This window comes from Flavobacteriales bacterium (assembly GCA_016704485.1).
Taxonomy (GTDB): domain Bacteria; phylum Bacteroidota; class Bacteroidia; order Flavobacteriales_F; family PHOS-HE28; genus PHOS-HE28.
Genome location: JADJAA010000001.1, coordinates 1,006,338 through 1,024,920 on the forward strand (window position 1 = coordinate 1,006,338; position 18,583 = coordinate 1,024,920).

Consider the following 18,583-nt stretch of genomic DNA (forward strand, 5'->3'; position numbering starts at 1 on the left):
CCTTGCGGCTTGCTCTTTCGAATGCGGCGCACTCTTCTATTACTTCTTATCGGCTTTCTTTTCGCTGTGCTCGCTTGGACCGTTCATGAGCCGGATGCAGCCGAGCAGGCTATTGGAGAGTCGCACCGCATTCAAAAGTTAATGGACCAAGGCGCAGTTGCGCTCGATCACTCCGCGGGATCAGAATTAACCAATCTTGTTCGGACAGGGGCTGATGAGTGGATGCGGGACCGCACCGCCCCTTTGGCCCAGGAACGCGAGCGTAATGGCACCATATACTTCGGTCTGTACAAAGACAGTTTGATCTGTTGGACAGGTGCGCCACCCATGGAACCGCGTTTGTTCCGAGGAGAAATGGGTAGACACCTAAAACTTTTCAATGGACTTTACATCCATGCTTCAGCACGTGAAGGTGACCTGGAGTTGCATGCGCTCCGCCCCGTATGGTCCACACCACCGATGGAGAACCGCTATATGCAGAGCGGTTTTCACCCTTCATTGAACGCACCGAATGGTCTGTTCGCGATGTTGTTAGGAACAGAAGGTCCTGAGGTGAAGGACGCGGCAGGTAAGACCATGTTCCGCGTCGCCTGGCGCGATGGGGCGCTTGAAATGGGCAATTGGGTCTGGATACGCCTATTGCTTGCCTCAATGGCCATTGCCTTTAGCATTTCCGCGTTGTGGCATTGGTCAATGCAACGTGTCATCTCCGGATACCGCTGGTCAGGCATCTTTTTATTCGGGGGAATATTAGTTGCCGTGCGACTGCTGTATCTCTATTGGGCACCGGATTCACCATTGAACCGATTGGTGTTTTTCGATCCTGCGCTATATGCCGCCTCAGCTCGTTTCCCTTCACTTGGAGACCTCTTCATTAATGCTTCACTCTTGGCCTTGATCGCTGCTTTTGTAAGGACAGCACTAAGGCGAAGCGCCAGTTCCATTATTCGACCTGCACATGTCGTAATTGGTTTTTCCATAAGTCTGATACATGCTGCATGGGTCACTCATTTGTTCATTGGCTTAGTGAATGACAGCAGTGTGGACCTTGACCTTTACCACGTGCAAGAACTCAGTTCGATCAGTGCATTGGCATTACTGAGCATAGCGCTACTCTTCGGTTCATGGGTGTTGCTCACTTCAGCCATTCTTGAACAAATTATTCCCAACGCACCGGTCAGAACCGTTGCCATTGCAGGCTCCCTTATACTCGGCTTGAGCACACTGGTCCATCATGTTATAGGGGTTTATGATACACTCCTGTTCCTTTGGCCCGTTCCCTTATTCTTCGTTCTATTGTGGGGCATTGGCCGTACACCTGGTTTTGGGAAGGTCTTGCTTGGAGTTGCTCTGGTGGCGGGAATTAGCGCTCACGTTCTTACGAAATATACGCGCAACCGCGAGCATCGCGAAAGGCAGGTGCTTGCCGAACGACTTGCAGTGCGTGAAGACCCTGTTGTTGAATTGATGTTCCGGGAATTGGCGCCCAGGTTGCGAGAAGCGGATGACCTGTACGGTATGCTCAGCGGGCTATCGCCATGCGGTTCAGTGGAATTGGACCAACGTGTTCGTCAGCGCTTCTTCAATGGATATTGGGAACGATACGATGTTCGCTTGTTCGCATTTGGGCCAGATGGCCAGGCGCTTTGTGCGACCGATCCGGATCCTCCGAAAAGCTTCGGAAGCTCACAAAGTGCCTTCACGCTTCCAACGGTTGCCGTGGACATGCCCGACCTCTTCATGCAGGAGCAGCCGGGGCAAACAGCTTTTTATCATGCACGTGTAGCCGTAATGCCGAACGACAGTGCCGCTCCTGCACAGTTAGTCATCGAACTACACCCACGTTCTGCAACACAAGGATTGGGGTTTCCGGACCTGCTGTTAGGTGGAGACGACCCATTAATGCGACGCGCGGATCGATACGCGGTAGCGCGCTATGAAAATAGCGAACTCGTGGACCGCTCAGGTGCAACACCTTATTCGTTGCATTGGGACCGCAAACTTGACGAAGATGGACTACTCTGGTATGCGGATGACGGATATGAACAACTAGCGATCGGCGATCCCAACGGAACATTGTTGGTCCTGGGCCTGCTGGAACCGGACCTCACAGATCAAGCCACCACGTTCAGTTACCTCTTCGCCCTTTTCAGCATCCTCGTGGCACTGGTATTCCTGTTGGATACCATGATCCGTTCCAACGGTATTCCGCCAATGGGCATTGGAGCAAAAGTGAGGGTAGCATTGGGCTTTTTCGCATTGGTGGGTCTCGTGTACTTCGGAGTGGGTACGCAGCGATTGCTCACGCGGCAATACATACAACGCTTTGAGGCCATGATCATGGAAAAAGCACGTTCGGTGCATGCAGAGCTGCAGCAGAAATTCGTTGGAGAAACCGTTCTGAACGGCGATCACGCCGCCTATTTGGATCACCTTCTCAGCAGAGCAAGTAACGTGTTCTTTACGGATATTACGCTGTACGATGTGCATGGTTCACTGCTCGCCACATCTCGCCCACAGATCTTTGCAGCAGGTCTTCTTGGCAAGAAGATGGACCCTGACGCATATCGGAACGTGGTGCTGAACAATGCCAGTTCATTCGTCCAGGAAGAAGCGATCGGCAACGCTAAATTCCTTTCGGCGTACATGCCACTCCGCGATCGTAACGGATTGGTACTTGCCTATATCGCACTTCCGTCCTTTGCTGATCAAGCGCAACAGGAAGTGGAGCGTAACGGCGTTTTGGTCGCAGTGGTAAATCTTTTCGTGTTGCTCTTTGCGTTAAGTGTTCTTGTAGCTGTATTCATCAGTAATTGGACAACACGCCCACTTGATCTTTTAAAGCGATCGCTAAGTGCAGTAGCGCTTGGTGGTACCAACCGACCCATTCGCTATCGCGGACAGGATGAAGTGGGGCAACTCGTTGAAGTATACAACCGCAAGGTGGACGAACTGCGTGAGAGTGCCGAAAAATTAGCGCGAAGTGAGCGAGAGACCGCATGGCGCGAAATGGCCCAGCAGGTTGCACACGAGATCAAGAATCCGCTTACGCCCATGAAGCTGAGCATACAACACTTCCAACGCACATGGGCGCCCGATGCACCGGATGCCGAAGCGAAGTTGGATCGCTTCAGTACGGGGATGGTACAACAGATCGAAGTGCTTAGTGGCATTGCCAATGCATTCGGTGATTTCGCACGGATGCCACGTGCCAAGCCAGAGGACCTCGACCTCGGTGAGGTGGCCGAGATGGCGCTTTCCGTATTCAATGGTACGCCGAACGTTCACTTCGAATTAGAGCGGAACACCGCTGACCCATTGCTCATCCATGCGGATCGTGAGCAACTCCTTCGTGTCTTCAACAACCTATTGAAGAATGCCATGCAAGCCGTTCCGGATGAACGCGTTGCCCACATCTCGGTAACACTCCGCCGCGAAAAAACCCTTGCTGTCGCCGAGGTAAAAGACAACGGGGTCGGTATTGAAGAAGCCGACCGCGAACGCATCTTCCAACCAAACTTCACCACCAAGAGCAGCGGTATGGGCCTAGGTCTCGCCATGGTGTTGCGCATTGTTGAAGCTGCTGGCGGCACTGTTACATTCACTACGAACGTAGGCGTGGGAACAACATTCGTTCTGAAGCTGCCGTTGAGGTAGCGCTTAAAGTGGTCTATGTCCAAGGTCCTTTTAGGGTAGCATTCACGCATTGTTATTGGCTCGGTACATTTGCCCAAGTGATCAGGATCAATTTTTCTGATCATCTAATTTTCTGATTGACATGTCCAACCTTCTTATCGATAACAAAGACCACGTTCGCGTGATCACCATCAACCGGCCTGATCAGTTGAATGCCCTTAACCGCGCAACCATTGCGGAATTGGATAGCGCATTGAACGACGCCGAAGCCGACAAGAGCGTTCGCGTGGTGATCATAACTGGTACCGGTGCCAAAGCGTTTGTTGCTGGTGCCGACATAAAAGAGTTCGCCGATTTCAGCACGGCCGATGGCAAAGCACTGAGCGCAGATGGCCATAATAAACTCTTCGATCATGCAGAACGATTGAACAAACCAGTGATCGCGGCGGTGAACGGTTTTGCACTTGGCGGCGGACTGGAATTGGCTATGAGCTGCCATTTCCGGATAGCAAGTGAGACCGCACGCATGGGATTGCCCGAAGTAACATTGGGTGTTATTCCGGGTTACGGCGGCACACAACGTTTACCGCGTTTGGTCGGCAAAGGCAAGGCCATGGAAATGATCTTCACCGGTGGCATGATCAACGCTGCCGATGCACTGCAATGGGGACTAGTGAACCAAGTGGTGCCTTCGGATCAATTATTGAGCACGTGTATGGAACTAGCGAGTAGGATCTCGCGCAACAGTCCTACCGCTTTAGCTGCGGCCATACGCGCGGTGAATGCCGGTTACGAGCACGGCGCAAACGGCATGGATCGTGAGATCGAGGAATTCGGTAAGTGCTTCGGTACGCCCGATTTTGTGGAGGGGACCACAGCTTTCATGGAAAAACGGAAGGCTGAGTTCAAGGGTAGGTAGAACGCTGATGACGCTGACGTGTATGATATGGTAAGATCTGAAATGAAGATCTATTTCAACTCTATCGATCAATTATGCATTCTCTTTTTCAGCAATCCTTTGAAAGATAAGGCGAATGCATGGCCCGCTACCGAAGCTCCACTTTAAGCATGTCGTTATCATTTCTAGATCATAATGATCAGCTTTAACTGCGTTCCATTTACCTTTTAATTTGAGCGCTCTTAGAAATCTTGCAGGCCAAACGGCCATCTATGGTGCCAGTAGTATTGGCGCGCGGTTCCTTAATTATTTGCTGGTGCCACTCTACACGAGTAAGGGTGTTTTCGAACCAGCCGAGTATGGCGTGATCACATCGCTCTACGCTTGGACCGCTTTTTTGAACGTCGTCCTAACGTTCGGAATGGAGACAACGTTCTTCCGCTTTACATCAAATGAGAACACGCCCCTCGCAAAAGGGTCAAGCGGATCGGTCTTCACAACGGCTTCCTATGCACTGCTTTTCTCCTCACTGGTCTTCATGCTTCTGGGTGCTTCGTTGTCCGAGTCCATTGCGAGCGGCATCGGCTTTCCTTCGCATTCCACAGAGGTGCTGCTGCTTGTTATCATCATCGGCATAGATGCACTTACAGCAGTCCCTATGGCGCGCTTGCGACAACAAGGGCGTGCTTGGCGTTTTGCTTCGATCAATATCATCAGTGTTGTGGTGAACGTGGTGCTGAATTTGTTCATCTTTCTCTATTGCATGAAGAAGTACAACGCGGGCAACTCAAATGCGTTGATCGATGCTGTGTATGATCCGTCCTTCGGCGTGGGTTATGTTTTCTTGATCAACCTGATCAGTACAGGTGTGAAACTGGTAATGCTCCTCCCACAATGGCCTGCGTTCAAACAATTCAGTAAGCCACTATTGCGAAGCATGTTGTTATTCGGTGGACCATTGATGATCGCCGGACTTGCTGGCATGGTCAACGAGACTGCTGATCGCATCATTTTGAAGTATTTATTGCCAGAGGGTATTGCCGACACGCAGATCGGGATATACGGTGCGTGCTACAAACTCGCTGTACTTATCACGCTCTTCATCCAAGCGTTCCGCATGGGTGCAGAACCGTTCTTTTTTAGCCATGCGAAAGAGAAGAACAGTCGGGAAACATTCGCGCGGATCATGAATATTTTCGTGGCCGTTTGCATGACCGCATTCTTAGTGGTGATGTTATTCATCGACCTGTTCAAATGGTTCATTCCTAATCCGGAATTCCACGAAGGGTTGCGTGTGGTGCCGATCCTTATGCTTGCCAACGTGTTCCTCGGCATCTATTACAACCAAAGCGTGTGGTACAAACTCACCGACCGTACCAAGACCGGCGGCACCATCGCCATCATTGGTGCCGCGATCACCATTGCATTCAACTTCGCATTGATCCCCGTGCTGGGATACATGGGTAGCGCATGGGCAACACTCGCATGTTACGCAGGCATGGCCATGATCAGCTACGTATGGGGGCAAAAGCACTACCCTATTCCGTATGATGTTAGCCGTGTGTTGCTCTACATGGCAGGTGCGGTGATGATGTGGTGGGGCATTGAACAATTGCAGATACACGGGCTTGTGGGCTATGGCATTCGTGCGGCTGGTCTTGCCAGCTTCATATTCGCAATTTGGCGTGTTGAAGGCTCCGCGCTGCGGAAGACGCTTTCGTAGATCACCGATAGATCACCACACGTTCGGCTCGTTCACCATTGGCGTTTCTTACCATGGCAAGATAAGCGCCGGGAGGAACAGTGGAGACATCGATCAAGCCTCCTACTAGTGGACTACGCAATACCTCGCGACCGCTGAGGTCAATAATTCTGACCAGGATGATACGATCAACGGAACGCAGACCAAGTTGATCGTTGGCGGGGTTCGGAAAAATGTTCAATTGCAACTGAACAGCTTCCTCCGTAACCGATGTGGGTGCTGCACATCCACCAGCAGGTGCATTGGCATAACTCCAAGCCATTTCTCCACATGGATATGGGTAGTTGTTCCCGGTGTTGTCAATAACCGTGGTATTGGTACTATCGAAAGAAACGATGTGGTTCGGAGAATTCAAAATGACCAAACCGTTCGACTTGACAGTGAAATTACTGCCAGGTACACCACCACTTACCGTGATCGTACACCCATCTTCAACCTGAACAAAAGCGGTTGTCGTAAATTCCACCGTAAGTCCTTCGCACACCCAATAATTTCCGAAAGTAGAAATGGTCGCATTCTCCGTTATGGGTATGTAATTTGCACCGGGCCCTCCTGAGCAGACCTGAGCAATAGCTCCGGTGGAGAATAACGTGGCAAGTATGAAAATGTAAATGTGTTTCATATGTGTTCTGGGATTGGTTGAACAATGGGCGCAAGCTATTCGCGTCATGGATAGACTGCAATCCCGAATTATGGGGATATTGCCCCTATACGGATAGCCATCGTTATTCCGTGACAAAAGCAAAGCTAAAGTACCAGTCAAAGATTAAAAAAGCTCACATGTTCGTTCCATGGTTCGGGACGGCGTTCACTAACTGCCATCCGTTGTTTCCTTTGTGGCAACTCCAGAAAAGTTCATGTCCAACATCAACATCATAAACCGAAGCCATCACCCGCTACCTGCCTACGCCACGGAGCACAGCGCAGGCATGGACCTTCATGCAAACTTGGACAAGCCTGTGATCCTTGAACCGGGCCAGCGCGCGCTGATCCCCACGGGGCTGTATCTGGAATTGCCAGAAGGAACCGAAGCGCAGATACGACCGCGCAGTGGTTTGGCCTTCAAGCACGGCGTAACAGTACTTAACTCTCCGGGCACCATTGATGCCGATTATCGTGGGGAAGTTGGTGTTTTGCTCGTCAACCAAGGGCAGGAGATCTTCGAAGTGAAGGACGGTGAACGTGTGGCCCAAATGGTAATTGCGCAGTATGTGCGTGCTACTTTCAAGGAAGTTCCGGACCTTCGCGCCTCGGAACGTGGCGCAGGAGGCTTTGGTCATACCGGCGTTAAGTGAGTAAATACAACCTATGAAGATCATCGTACCCATGGCGGGTATGGGCAAGCGGATGCGTCCGCACACCCACACGACCGCTAAGCCCCTGTTGCCGATAGCAGGAAAGCCAATTGTTCAACGCTTAGTTGAGGACCTCGCTGCTGTTGCGGGTGAGTCCGTGGAAGAGGTCGCTTTCGTGACCCACCCACGCTTCGGTAAAAAAGTGGAAGAGGAATTGATAGCGATCGCGAAAGGCATTGGCGCCAAGGGAACCATCCATTACCAAACGGAAGCCTTGGGTACGGCGCATGCCATTCTCTGCGCACAGAGCGCATTGAACGGACCTGTCATCGTTGCTTTTGCTGATACGCTATTCAAAGCAGAACTGAAACTTGACAAGGATTGCGATGGGGTCATCTGGGTGAACCAAGTAGAAGACCCTAAGCCGTTCGGCGTAGTGAAGCTGGACGATAAAGGCATCATTACCGAGTTCGTGGAAAAGCCACAGACCTTCGTAAGCGATCTGGCCATTATCGGCATATACTACTTCGCGGATGGCGACAACTTGAAAAAGGAAATGCAGTTCTTGATCGATAACGACATCAAGGACAAAGGCGAATACCAGTTGACCAACGCTATGGAGAACATGAAGCAGAAAGGTGCTCGCTTCAAGGCCGGAAGCGTTGATGTGTGGATGGATTGCGGCAACAAGAACGCCATGGTGGATACCAACACCAAAGTCCTTGGTTTTCTCTCGAGTGACCTCGGCTCTAAGCCCGGTGATCTGGTAAGCAAAAGCTTGAAGACCGTGAACAGCGTGGTCATCCCGCCGTGCTTCATCGGAGAGAATGTTACGATCACCGATGCCGTGGTAGGACCTAATGTTTCCATTGAAAGTGGCGCCACGATCACCGGCAGTGTAGTGCGCAATTCGATCCTAAGGGGTAGTACGCGTGTACAGAACTGCGTAATAGATAACAGCATGATCGGAGAACGCTCGATCGTGAGCGGAACAGCATTGGACCTGAGCATAAGTGACGACAGTACGTTCGGATGAACGAAATAGTAAATAGGAGCAGTTATGATAGATCGGAGGCAAAACCCTCCAAGCACTATCATATAGTGCTGGCCTCTTCCAATTATCTCCTTCTGTTTGTGTTGATCCTCACGTTTGCTGCCTGCGGATCTTCAAAACCAGTATCCGACAAACATCCAACATTCGACCCGGAAACAGAGGCCAACGGACCGCAGCCGAACGATAAGCGTGCGGAAGTGATGCGTCTGTTCATGGAGGCAACACAAGCTCGCTTAAGCGGCCAGCTCCCGAAGGCCGTTCAGCGTTACCAACAATGTTTGAAGTTGGACCCGAACAATTCGGCTTCCATGTTCGAATTGGCGAAACTCGCTCACCAGGCCCAGACTTTCCCAGCTGCCATTGATTACGCCAAACGTGCGGTTGCTGCCGATAAGGAAAACATCTGGTATCGCTTCCTATTAGCTGACCTCTATCGCCAGAACCAACAAAGTGCCGATGCTGCGGAGGTCTATAAAGGCGTAGTAGCAAAGTGGCCCGACCGTTTTGAGGTCTATTTCGACCTGTCCAACACGCTTGCCCAAGGAGGCAAAGTCGATGAGGCGATTGAAGTTTATGATGATCTTGAAAAGCGCATGGGACTCACGGAGGAGTTGATCATGCAGGAGTTCGGGATGCTAATGGGCACCAGTAAATTGGTCGAGGCCGAAGCTTTGGTAAAACGGGCCATTGCATCAGACCCGGATGCCCCTCAGTACCAAGGACTGCTAGCAGAGGTTTATGCCCAACAAGGCGATAATGAAAAAGCGCAGGAGCAATACAAGAAGGCATTGCAATTGGACCCCAGCAACAGTATGATCCGCATTGCTTTGGCCGAGCACTACTATGGCACGGGCAAGATGGACGAGGCTTACAACGAATTGGGCGAAGCGTTCCTTGATCCCGACCTCGACGTCGATGCCAAAATGCAAGTGCTCATAGGCTTCTTTGAAATGACCAACAAAGAAGGCGAAACACCGGGAGACCGGCCGGACCTTATCAAGCGTTCATATGACCTGATCGAAGCCCTGGAAAAAGCACATCCGGAAAGCGGGAAACCCCATACGATCCATGGTGACTTCTTGCTGCGCGATGGTAAATTTCCTGAAGCCCGAGATCAATTCCGTAAGGCGTTGGAGCATGAGAAAGACCGCTACCCGATCCACATGCAGCTCATGCAGCTCGACCTTCAACTTGCCGACTATGAAGGGCTTCGCAGTGATGCGGAAGAAGCGATCAGTCTGTTCCCTACGGTACCGGAGAATTATTTGTACCACGGCATAGCGCTTTCCCAATTGAAAAGGCATGATGAAGCAACGGAGACCTTGATCGCCGGACGTGACCTTATTGTGGATAATCCCCCGCTAGAAGCACAGTTCTGGAGCAGCTTGGGTGATGCCTATAATGAGGGCAAAGAGTACACAAAGAGCGATCAGGCCTACGATAAAGCACTCATCATTGAGCCGGACAATGCTGGTACGCTGAACAATTACGCGTACTACCTCAGCGTGCGGAATGAGCAGTTGGAAAAAGCTGCTCGTATGAGCAAACGATCCTTGGAAGTACAACCCGAACAAGCCACATACATGGACACTTACGGGTGGGTACTCTTTCGCCAAGGCAAATACGCGGAGGCCCGCACATGGTTGGAAAAAACATTGGCAGCTGCGCCACCGGATGGTGTTGTTGTGGAACACTACGGAGATATTCTCTTCGAATTAGGAGAGGTCGATCAAGCCTTGAAGCAATGGAAAAAAGCCAAGACGCTGGGTGGTGCTACTGAGGCAATTGACCGAAAGATCGAACAAGGCATTCGCGTTGAATGAAGAGAGCAGCAAAAGCAGTTGTACTGCTCGCACTCCTCACCTCAAGCGCATGCAAGAGCGGCAAACCGCTACCCCTTATCGGCAGAGACATCCCAGCACGATCTCCAGAACGGATCATTGAACGGATCGTGAACAATTCCGAGCGGATGAAGGTGCCTTATTATTCTGCAAAGGCCACAATTGATCTCCGTTTACCGACCGGAAATAGAAATTTCAAAGCACTGATCCGATCTGTTACCGACAGCGCGGCATGGATCAGCGTAATTCCTGCACTGGGTATTGAAGCCGCTCGATTGGTGATCACCGAGGATAGCGTTAAGCTTTTGAATCGCATCGATGATCAGTATTTCTTAGGGGATACCACCGCCACATTGGAGAAATTCAAGATCCAACCCGACCTTGATCTACTTCAGGACGCCCTTCTGGGGTTGCCGATTGGGTTGGAACCGAACGAAAAGTACCGCAGTGATCGCGAGAACGGCCAATATGTTCTGACCAGCAAAGAAAAACGCCGCTTCGTACGTGCTGCAGAAGACATTAGCCCCAGCGACACTTTGGCCCGTGACCGCGATATGGGTGAACGGAGGTTGGAACGAACATTGCGTAAAGCGGAAGAGGTGGAAGCCGTCGTATTCCGTTACTGGCTGGAACCCGATAGCATGTTGGTCACGCGTGTGCAAATAGCAGACCTGGTCCGTGACCAAGTTGCGGAGATCGACTATCTGGAGCGTGGCGGGAGCGACCAATATCATATGCCGACAAAGGTCAGCATCACGTTGACCGAGCCTGGAAGACAAGCCACGGCTGTGCTTGAGTTGTCACGGATCGTGTTGGAAGGACCACTCCAAATGAACTTCTCGATCCCCGAGAAATTCGTTCCGATGCCGTGATCAGAGAACGGTTATTAGTTCTGCGTTGTCAGCCTTCATACGTTCAATTCGCATGGATGCGTTAGTGTAGAACTTAGTTTCGCGGCCAATATGATCGCAGTCCTCGACGGAAATATGGATCAACGTTCAATGATGCGTCAGCTAATTCGGTTCGCCCTACTTCTTGTTCTCTTACTCCCTACCTTCTCTTCAGCCCAATCACAAGGCGACCTTGAGAAGAAGCGCACGGCTTTGGATAAACAGATCCGCACCACCACGGCACTGATAGACCAAGCAAAAAAAGAACAACGGGTTACGCAGCAGCAATTGCAATTACTGGAAAGCCAGATCGGTACACGCCAGCAATTGATCAACACCATGAGCGGTGAGTTACGTCGCGTGGAACAGCAGATCCTGGACGATGAGCAAATGGTAGCTTCCCTGAACGAAGACCTGGGAACATTGAAGGAAGAATATGGACGCATGCTGCAATTCGCTTATCGTAACCGCAGTTCATATGATCGCATGAGCTATTTATTCGCGGCAAGTAGCTTTCAACAAGCATTCAAACGTTCGCGCTACTTGAACCAGATCGGCGAACAACGCCAACGACAAGCTGCGCTGATCTCAGAAACGAGTGCTGCCATTGAACAGCGCGTTGCAGGACTCACGACACAAAGGAGTGACAAGAAAAAACTGGTGAACGATCAGCTCGCGGAAAAGCAGAAACTGGATAGTGACCGTAATGGACAACAGACCGCTTTGAAGAGCCTTAAAAAGGAAGAGAGTAAACTGAAGGAGACCCAAAAGAAACAAGAAAACAAACGGAAGGAACTTGACAGGGCCATCCGCAAGGCGATCGAGGAAAGCATGAAACCGAAGGCGGGTTCAACAGCAGCAAAAACCGGCAAGTTGGATCTCACACTTACCCCGGAGGCAAAAGAACTGAATGAGGATTTCGTGAAGAACAAAGGCAAATTACCATGGCCTGTTGAGAAAGGTGTGATCACCAGCCGATTCGGAAAACAGGCACATCCGGTGATCGCGGGTATCCAAATTGATAATAGCGGTATCGATATTACTACAGAGATCGGCGCACCGGTGCGGGCATTGTTCCGAGGCGAGGTTAGCAGCGTGATCGTGTTACCGGGTGCCGGAAAAGCCGTGATCATAAGCCATGGCGCGTACAGGACCGTATACAGCAACTTGCGCGAGGCAAGCGTAGCTAAAGGTCAGAACGTCGACACCAAACAAACCGTTGGTACCGTCCTGAACGGTGACAATGGGTCCGTAGCACACATTGAGATCTGGAAGATCACCGCCAATGGCTTGGAGAAGACTGATCCAGCGCCGTGGTTGTACCGATAAGCAATGCATTACCTTTACGGCCTAATCCTGTGACCACGATGTCTTTTCTTCCTTTGTCCATTCTTCTTGGTGTGATCGGTCCATGGCAGATCGTTCTGGTAGTTGTGGTGCTATTGCTCTTGTTCGGCGGTAAGAAGATCCCCGAACTCATGCGCGGGCTTGGCCAAGGCATGAAGGAGTTCAAGGATGCCAGTAAAGACCTCAAGGACGACAGTAAATCCAAGGACGAGACCAAGTCCTGACCCTGTTGTGCCTTCTACAAAGACCTTTTCCGAGGAGAAAGAGGTGTTGTCCAAGGGCGGCAGTGTGCTTGCTGCCACAGAAGCAGCATTGGCTTCTGCTGTATCAAAAAAGGACCTGAACGCTTTCTTGGAACTCTTCCCCACATCGGCTATTGCACAAGCGGAAGCGGTTGATTCCAAACGCGCTGCTGGCAAAGCGGGGCCATTGGCCGGAATGGTCATCAGCATCAAGGACAACCTCTGTTACAAGGACCATATGGTGAGTGCGTCCTCCAAGATGTTGCAAGGATTCACATCGCTTTATACGGCCACTGCCGTTGAACGCCTTCTGGCGGCTGATGCCGTGATCATTGGCCGAACCAATTGCGATGAGTTCGCCATGGGCAGTAGCAATGAGAACAGTGCATTCGGCAACGTTAAGAACCCGGTGAACACTGATATGGTTCCCGGCGGATCAAGCGGCGGCGCAGCAGCATCCGTAGCTGCGGACATTGTACATGTGGCCTTGGGTAGTGATACTGGCGGAAGCATTCGACAGCCTGCATCGTTCACTGGCACGATCGGATTCAAGCCCACGTACGGCCGTGTCAGTCGTTATGGGTTGATCGCCTTTGCCAGTAGCTTCGATCAGATCGGACCCTTTGCACATACAGTTGATGATGTGGCCGCGGTTTATCAGGTTATGGCCGGACACGACCCGAAAGACAGCACAACGAGTCGTAAGCCAGTAGAACCGGTCACTTTGGCCGATCCGGGAAAACTCCGGATCGGATATTTCCGTGAAGGCTTGGAACGCGACGGCATGGATCCCGAGGTCGTGGCCCATTTAAAAGCCCAGATCGATCGATTAAAGGCCGAAGGTCATACCGTTGAACCAGTGGAGATCCCTTTGCTCGATCACCAAGTGCCAGCCTATTATATCCTCGCAACGGCCGAAGCAAGCAGCAACTTGGCTCGTTTCGATGGAATCCACTACGGTCATCGAAGTACGAAAGCCAAAGGCGTAGAAGAAACCTATCGCCTAAGCCGCTCAGAAGGCTTCGGGCCGGAAGTACAGCGACGTATTCTACTTGGCACATTCGTTTTGAGTGCTGGTTATTACGATGCGTATTACGCACAAGCTCAACGTGTGCGCCGTATCATTCGCGATCGCACGATCGAGGCTTGCTCAACCTATGACATTCTGCTAGGCCCTACTTGCCCCGGTACCGCTTTTGCGCATGGCGCTGTGAACGATCCAATTGCCATGTATCTGCAGGACATTTTCACTGTGCAAGCAAACTTGGCCGGCGTGCCTGCCATCAGCTTGCCTACTGGAACACACAGCAACGGTCTACCCTATGGGATCCAGCTTACTGCTACTCCGTTTGCGGAGGCGAAGCTCTTAGCAGCAGCCAAGCGGTTGTTCTGAGAATGTCCCTATCTTGCTGATGTTCAGCGTTACGATGGAAACATTAACACAGCGCAACTACAACAAACGCATCAGAAAGTCCGTATTAGGGATAACTTCGCCCACATCGCAACGATGTTTTAGCAGTCAATGCCTTTTCGCCACATAGCCCTTTTTGCGCTTGCTACTCCGTTTGCTCTTTTTGCGCAACCGGTTGAAGAGGTGATCTACATGCCGGACACGGTCGTGACCGTGCTATTGGAAGACGACCCAGTGATCGCGAATATCGATGCTTTAGCAAGGCTTCCCTGGATCGCGAATTCGAAGTTCACTACGGACACAGGTCATCACAACATCCATGGTTTTGCCCCAGATGTTGTTCCGGATTGGCCGAAAGAAAAGGTGCGAGTATGGGTTGCCGACCTGGATGCTGAAACACCTTTCGATCTTACTTACAATGATGTTGTGGACTCGTATATCAACTTATACGTAACACGTAAACGTGAGATGAGCAGCCGCATGCTCGGTCTCTCAGAATTATATTTCCCGATCTTTGAAGAAGCTCTGGATCGGCACAATATGCCGTTGGAACTGAAGTATCTCGCTGTTGTAGAAAGCGCATTGAACCCTTCAGTACATAGCCGTGCAGGCGCTGCTGGGCTATGGCAATTCATGTTACCTACAGGCCGCTCCTATGGCATGAATGTTACAAGCTATGTCGATGAGCGCCACGATGTATACAAGAGCACGGAAGCGGCATGTCTTTACCTGAAGCATTTATATGGTATGTACGATGATTGGTCAATGGCCCTAGCTGCATATAACTGCGGCCCGGGTAATGTGAACAAGGCAATTCGTCGAAGTGGTGGTTCAAAGGATTACTGGGCCATCTACGGTCACCTACCGAGGGAAACCCGTGGATATGTTCCTGCATTCATCGCCGTGAATTATTTGTTCGAGCACCACGCGGATCATAATCTATACCCCGTCGCACCGGCATTCCGTGCATTTGATGTGGACACTGTGCAGGTGGACTATGCCATGGATCTGCGCAGTGTTGCAGCAGTTACCGGCGTTGACCCGGATGCATTACTTGCGTTGAACCCTATGTTGAAGCTCGGCGTTGTACCGGCCTCTGCAAAAGCAACCACTGTCTATTTACCTGTTGCTGCGGCTGGAATTTATGTTGCGAATGAGGCTGATTTCCGTACGAGAACGATCGTTGCACCTCCAGCACCTCGACCAGAAACAATTGCAGTGAATAATACTGCACCAAAAGCATCTACCAAGAACCGGTATCATACTGTTCGCCGAGGCGAATCATTAGGGGTGATCGCAAGCAAGTACCGTATTTCGGTTTCTCAGTTGAAGAGCATGAACGGGATCCGCGGAACCATGATCAGGGCTGGGCAAAAATTGTTGGTCGGCAAGCACTTGGAAACCGCTTCCACTACTTCTGAATCGAAAGCAGCCGAGCAGCCTGTAAATAATATGGCATACACGTACCACACCGTTCAACCAGGTGATACGTTGTGGGGCATCGCAAACATGTACCCCGGCATTTCCGTGGACGACCTGAAACGCTTGAACTCCGCGGTAGTGAGCCATGGCTTGAAGCCTGGTCAGAAGATCAAGATCAAGGCCCAAGGCTCTTGATGGTCCTACAAGGGTCTCTATCCAATTGTTTTCACTTTTTCTTTTGATACGTATCCCCTTAATTGGTCGCTCATTAATCGCGTTTGGACAGCTTAAAAAGCACGATCGTTGATAAATGACGCTAGGCTATGCGTGCGGTTCGCTGTACCTTTCCAGCAGTAGCCCCCTCGCCATGGATACCACGATCATTCAAAAGCATGCCCATAAACACTGCCGATTCAAATTGCGAAATGGTCGCGAAGTTTTCGGCGTGATCTGGGAGGTCAAGACCGCAGAAAGCCCCCTACAAGAAGGTTCAAATGATGGCGAAGCCCATCAGTTGTTCTTCGCAAGCATTGGAGATTACGAGCGGCTTCAAAGCCGGTCCGGCGGGCCCATCAATGTGATCCCCATGTTGCCCGAGGATATCATGCTTGTGGAAAGTATTGCGAGCTGAACAGCTCACATACATCGTTCATACTACGTATTGTTCAACCCTGCTTGCTCTATCAGGAACGCGTAGATCAAAGCGGTTTCCTTAAGTGCTTCGAACCTACCCGTAGCGCCGCCGTGACCCGCTTCCAGGTCGGTGTGCAACAAAATCGGTGCATCGCCTTTTTGGTGATTTCTTAGTCGCTGAACCCACTTTGCAGGTTCCCAATACTGTACTTGGCTATCGTGGAGTCCTGTGATCACCAATACGGCCGGGTATTCGGCATCCTTTACGTTGTCATACGGCGAATAGCTCAGCATGCGTTCATAGGCCTCCTTTTCATTCGGGTCGCCCCACTCTTCGTATTCACCCGTGGTCAGCGGAATGGTATCGTCCAGCATGGTGGTTACCACATCTACAAATGGGACCTCGGCAACAACCGCTTTCCATAGATCCGGACGCATGTTCAATACTGCACCGACCAATAATCCACCGGCGCTTCCGCCCCATGCGAATAGTCGCTTGGGGTCCGCATAGTTCCGGTCAACCAATGACACTGCACAATCAATGAAATCCGTGAACGTATTGAGCTTGTATTCCAAACGACCGTTATCATACCACGCTCTGCCCAACTCTTCGCCGCCCCGAATATGGGCTATTGCGAACACGAATCCACGATCCAAAAGACTCAACCGTGCACTGCCGAAAACAGGGTCGATACTGTGCCCGTAACTACCATAACCATAAAGCAATAGCGGGGCCGTGCCATCCAATAAAGTTCCCTTGCGATGAACCAACGACACGGGTACCTTAACACCGTCACCTGCGGTTACCCAAATGCGTTCACTCTTGTAATTGGCCGCATCGAAATCCCCGATCACTTCCTGTTGTTTCAATAGCGTATCCTTGGTCGTGTTCAGGTCGTGCAGATAAACGCCGCTTGGTGTAGTAAGCGAAGCATAGCCGAACCGCAATTGATCCGAGTTCCACTCCGTATTGACCCCTGTGTAACACACATAGGCAGGGTCATTGAATGAGATCTCGTGTTCATGACCATCGCTGATCCGCCGTACGCGAATGTGCGGAAGGCCGTCTTTCCGCTCACTGAACACCAGATGATCTTTGAATACATCCACATCTTCCAATAGGACCTCATGGTCATGCGCTAGAACTTCCTTCCACTTGGCCTTTTTACGCGTATCACTTTCGGCGCACTCCATCAACCGGAAATTAGTGGCTTTCCAGTTGGTCATGATGTACCACTTGCCTGCTTCTTCCGGAGCTGCTCCTGGCACGTGTATGATTGAATATTCGTGTTCTTCTTCACGCGGGAGGAAGACCTGGAACGTTCCTTCGGGCTGGTCAACCGGGAGAAATAAATGCTCGCTGCTGAAACTACTTTCCGTGCTTATGATCATGAAACGATCAGAGCGGCTCCGATAGATATCACAGCTAAAAGTGACGTCCTTTTCTTCATATACGAGCACATCAGAGATCGGGTCCGTCCCTAAAATGTGCCTGTAGATCCGATAGCTGCGTAAGGTCTCATCCTGTCTGGGATAGAATACCGTACGGTCATCCGCGAATGCACAACCACCACCGGTATCAGGGATCGTATCGGGTAGTTCTTTTCCTGTGAGCAGGTCGCGGAACCGAATTTCATATTGGCGGCGACCGACCGTATCAATACTGTATCCGACAATTGTATTGTTTGGGTCTATTTCGTAATCAGCAAGATCGAAATAAGCTAGACCTGCGGCCAATTCATTCTCATTCAGAATGTCCTCGGCAACTGCATCCGGTTCATCTTTTCGACGCACATGTACAGGGTACTCCTTGCCTTCTTCATACCGGTGATGGTACCAATACCCGTTCTCCCGATACGGCACACTGAGGTCGGTTTCTTTGATACGCCCCTTGATCTCTTCGTAAAGTCGGGCGCGCAAACCCGCTACGGGAGCTAATACGGCATCGCTATACGCGTTCTCTGCCGCGAGGTGGGCAATGACCTCTTGAGTGTGCTCGTCGTACGGCACAGTGACGCGCTGGATCTCAGTAAGCCGCATCCAATAGTAAGCGTCGTGCCGCGTATGCCCGTGAACAGTTATCTCTTTGATCTTCTGCGCGGCAATTGGCGGCACATGCCGAGTAGGAAATTCCATGGTTTCTAATACGGCC

14 protein-coding genes are annotated in these 18,583 nt (G+C 51.1%); 12 read left to right on the forward strand and 2 right to left on the reverse strand.

The features are described from left to right. Nucleotides 1-21: 21 nt before the first annotated feature. The 3 genes from IPF95_04240 (at nucleotide 22) to IPF95_04250 (ending at nucleotide 6,257) form a co-directional block, all read left to right on the forward strand. Nucleotides 22-3,657 (forward strand): GHKL domain-containing protein, encoded by a 3,636-nt coding sequence (locus tag IPF95_04240; GenBank protein ID MBK6473904.1) that lies wholly within the window; start codon nucleotides 22-24, stop codon nucleotides 3,655-3,657. Between the two features lie 121 nt (nucleotides 3,658-3,778). Continuing rightward, a complete protein-coding gene (locus IPF95_04245; GenBank protein ID MBK6473905.1) occupies nucleotides 3,779-4,555 on the forward strand; it encodes an enoyl-CoA hydratase/isomerase family protein in 777 nt (258 codons plus the stop codon). A gap of 211 nt (nucleotides 4,556-4,766) precedes the next feature. Continuing rightward, on the forward strand, nucleotides 4,767-6,257 hold the full coding sequence (locus tag IPF95_04250; GenBank protein ID MBK6473906.1) for a polysaccharide biosynthesis protein: 1,491 nt from the start codon (nucleotides 4,767-4,769) through the stop codon (nucleotides 6,255-6,257). 1 nt (nucleotide 6,258) lies between these two features. Here IPF95_04250 and IPF95_04255 read toward each other — a convergent pair whose 3' ends face one another. Next, on the reverse strand, nucleotides 6,259-6,918 hold the full coding sequence (locus tag IPF95_04255; GenBank protein ID MBK6473907.1) for a T9SS type A sorting domain-containing protein: 660 nt from the start codon (nucleotides 6,916-6,918) through the stop codon (nucleotides 6,259-6,261). Between the two features lie 235 nt (nucleotides 6,919-7,153). Between IPF95_04255 and dut the strand changes: the two genes are divergently transcribed. The 9 genes from dut (at nucleotide 7,154) to IPF95_04300 (ending at nucleotide 16,429) form a co-directional block, all read left to right on the forward strand. After that, complete coding sequence (dut, locus tag IPF95_04260; GenBank protein ID MBK6473908.1) at nucleotides 7,154-7,591, forward strand: dUTP diphosphatase; 438 nt, start codon at nucleotides 7,154-7,156, stop codon at nucleotides 7,589-7,591. Nucleotides 7,592-7,604: 13 nt separating this feature from the next. Further along, nucleotides 7,605-8,627, forward strand: coding sequence for an NTP transferase domain-containing protein (locus IPF95_04265; GenBank protein ID MBK6473909.1), 1,023 nt, complete (start codon nucleotides 7,605-7,607; stop codon nucleotides 8,625-8,627). A gap of 98 nt (nucleotides 8,628-8,725) precedes the next feature. Beyond that, entirely contained in the window at nucleotides 8,726-10,468 is a 1,743-nt protein-coding gene (locus tag IPF95_04270; GenBank protein MBK6473910.1) for a tetratricopeptide repeat protein, read from the forward strand. Next, nucleotides 10,465-11,358, forward strand: coding sequence for a DUF4292 domain-containing protein (locus IPF95_04275; GenBank protein ID MBK6473911.1), 894 nt, complete (start codon nucleotides 10,465-10,467; stop codon nucleotides 11,356-11,358). Before IPF95_04270 ends, IPF95_04275 begins: the two co-directional genes overlap by 4 nt. Nucleotides 11,359-11,448: 90 nt before the next feature. After that, nucleotides 11,449-12,705 (forward strand): peptidoglycan DD-metalloendopeptidase family protein, encoded by a 1,257-nt coding sequence (locus IPF95_04280; protein MBK6473912.1) that lies wholly within the window; start codon nucleotides 11,449-11,451, stop codon nucleotides 12,703-12,705. Nucleotides 12,706-12,776: 71 nt separating this feature from the next. Continuing rightward, nucleotides 12,777-12,947, forward strand: coding sequence for a twin-arginine translocase TatA/TatE family subunit (tatA, locus tag IPF95_04285; protein MBK6473913.1), 171 nt, complete (start codon nucleotides 12,777-12,779; stop codon nucleotides 12,945-12,947). Continuing rightward, nucleotides 12,892-14,358, forward strand: coding sequence for an Asp-tRNA(Asn)/Glu-tRNA(Gln) amidotransferase subunit GatA (gatA, locus tag IPF95_04290; protein MBK6473914.1), 1,467 nt, complete (start codon nucleotides 12,892-12,894; stop codon nucleotides 14,356-14,358). The genes tatA and gatA overlap by 56 nt, the downstream gene beginning before the upstream one ends. A gap of 129 nt (nucleotides 14,359-14,487) precedes the next feature. After that, nucleotides 14,488-15,993 carry a LysM peptidoglycan-binding domain-containing protein gene (locus IPF95_04295; GenBank protein ID MBK6473915.1) on the forward strand — a complete coding sequence of 502 codons (1,506 nt, stop codon included), beginning with the start codon at nucleotides 14,488-14,490 and terminating at the stop codon, nucleotides 15,991-15,993. Nucleotides 15,994-16,108: 115 nt separating this feature from the next. Beyond that, nucleotides 16,109-16,429: a hypothetical protein gene (locus IPF95_04300; GenBank protein ID MBK6473916.1), complete on the forward strand. Its 321-nt coding sequence runs from the start codon at nucleotides 16,109-16,111 to the stop codon at nucleotides 16,427-16,429. A 23-nt stretch (nucleotides 16,430-16,452) separates the two neighbouring features. On the opposite strand, the gene IPF95_04305 is transcribed toward IPF95_04300, so the two are convergent. After that, complete coding sequence (locus IPF95_04305) at nucleotides 16,453-18,567, reverse strand: S9 family peptidase (protein MBK6473917.1); 2,115 nt, start codon at nucleotides 18,565-18,567, stop codon at nucleotides 16,453-16,455. Nucleotides 18,568-18,583 lie beyond the last annotated feature (16 nt).

Excerpts from the sequence above, each read along its gene's own strand:
- IPF95_04240 (MBK6473904.1), top strand. The coding sequence starts at position 22 with ATGCGGCGCACTCTTCTATTACTTCTTATCGGCTTTCTTTTCGCTGTG.
- IPF95_04245 (MBK6473905.1), top strand. The coding sequence starts at position 3,779 with ATGTCCAACCTTCTTATCGATAACAAAGACCACGTTCGCGTGATCACC.
- IPF95_04255 (MBK6473907.1), bottom strand. The coding sequence starts at position 6,918 with ATGAAACACATTTACATTTTCATACTTGCCACGTTATTCTCCACCGGA.
- dut (MBK6473908.1), top strand. The coding sequence starts at position 7,154 with ATGTCCAACATCAACATCATAAACCGAAGCCATCACCCGCTACCTGCC.
- IPF95_04265 (MBK6473909.1), top strand. The coding sequence starts at position 7,605 with ATGAAGATCATCGTACCCATGGCGGGTATGGGCAAGCGGATGCGTCCG.
- IPF95_04275 (MBK6473911.1), top strand. The coding sequence starts at position 10,465 with ATGAAGAGAGCAGCAAAAGCAGTTGTACTGCTCGCACTCCTCACCTCA.
- IPF95_04280 (MBK6473912.1), top strand. The coding sequence starts at position 11,449 with ATGATCGCAGTCCTCGACGGAAATATGGATCAACGTTCAATGATGCGT.
- gatA (MBK6473914.1), top strand. The coding sequence starts at position 12,892 with ATGCCAGTAAAGACCTCAAGGACGACAGTAAATCCAAGGACGAGACCA.
- IPF95_04295 (MBK6473915.1), top strand. The coding sequence starts at position 14,488 with ATGCCTTTTCGCCACATAGCCCTTTTTGCGCTTGCTACTCCGTTTGCT.
- IPF95_04300 (MBK6473916.1), top strand. The coding sequence starts at position 16,109 with ATGACGCTAGGCTATGCGTGCGGTTCGCTGTACCTTTCCAGCAGTAGC.
- IPF95_04305 (MBK6473917.1), bottom strand. The coding sequence starts at position 18,567 with ATGGAATTTCCTACTCGGCATGTGCCGCCAATTGCCGCGCAGAAGATC.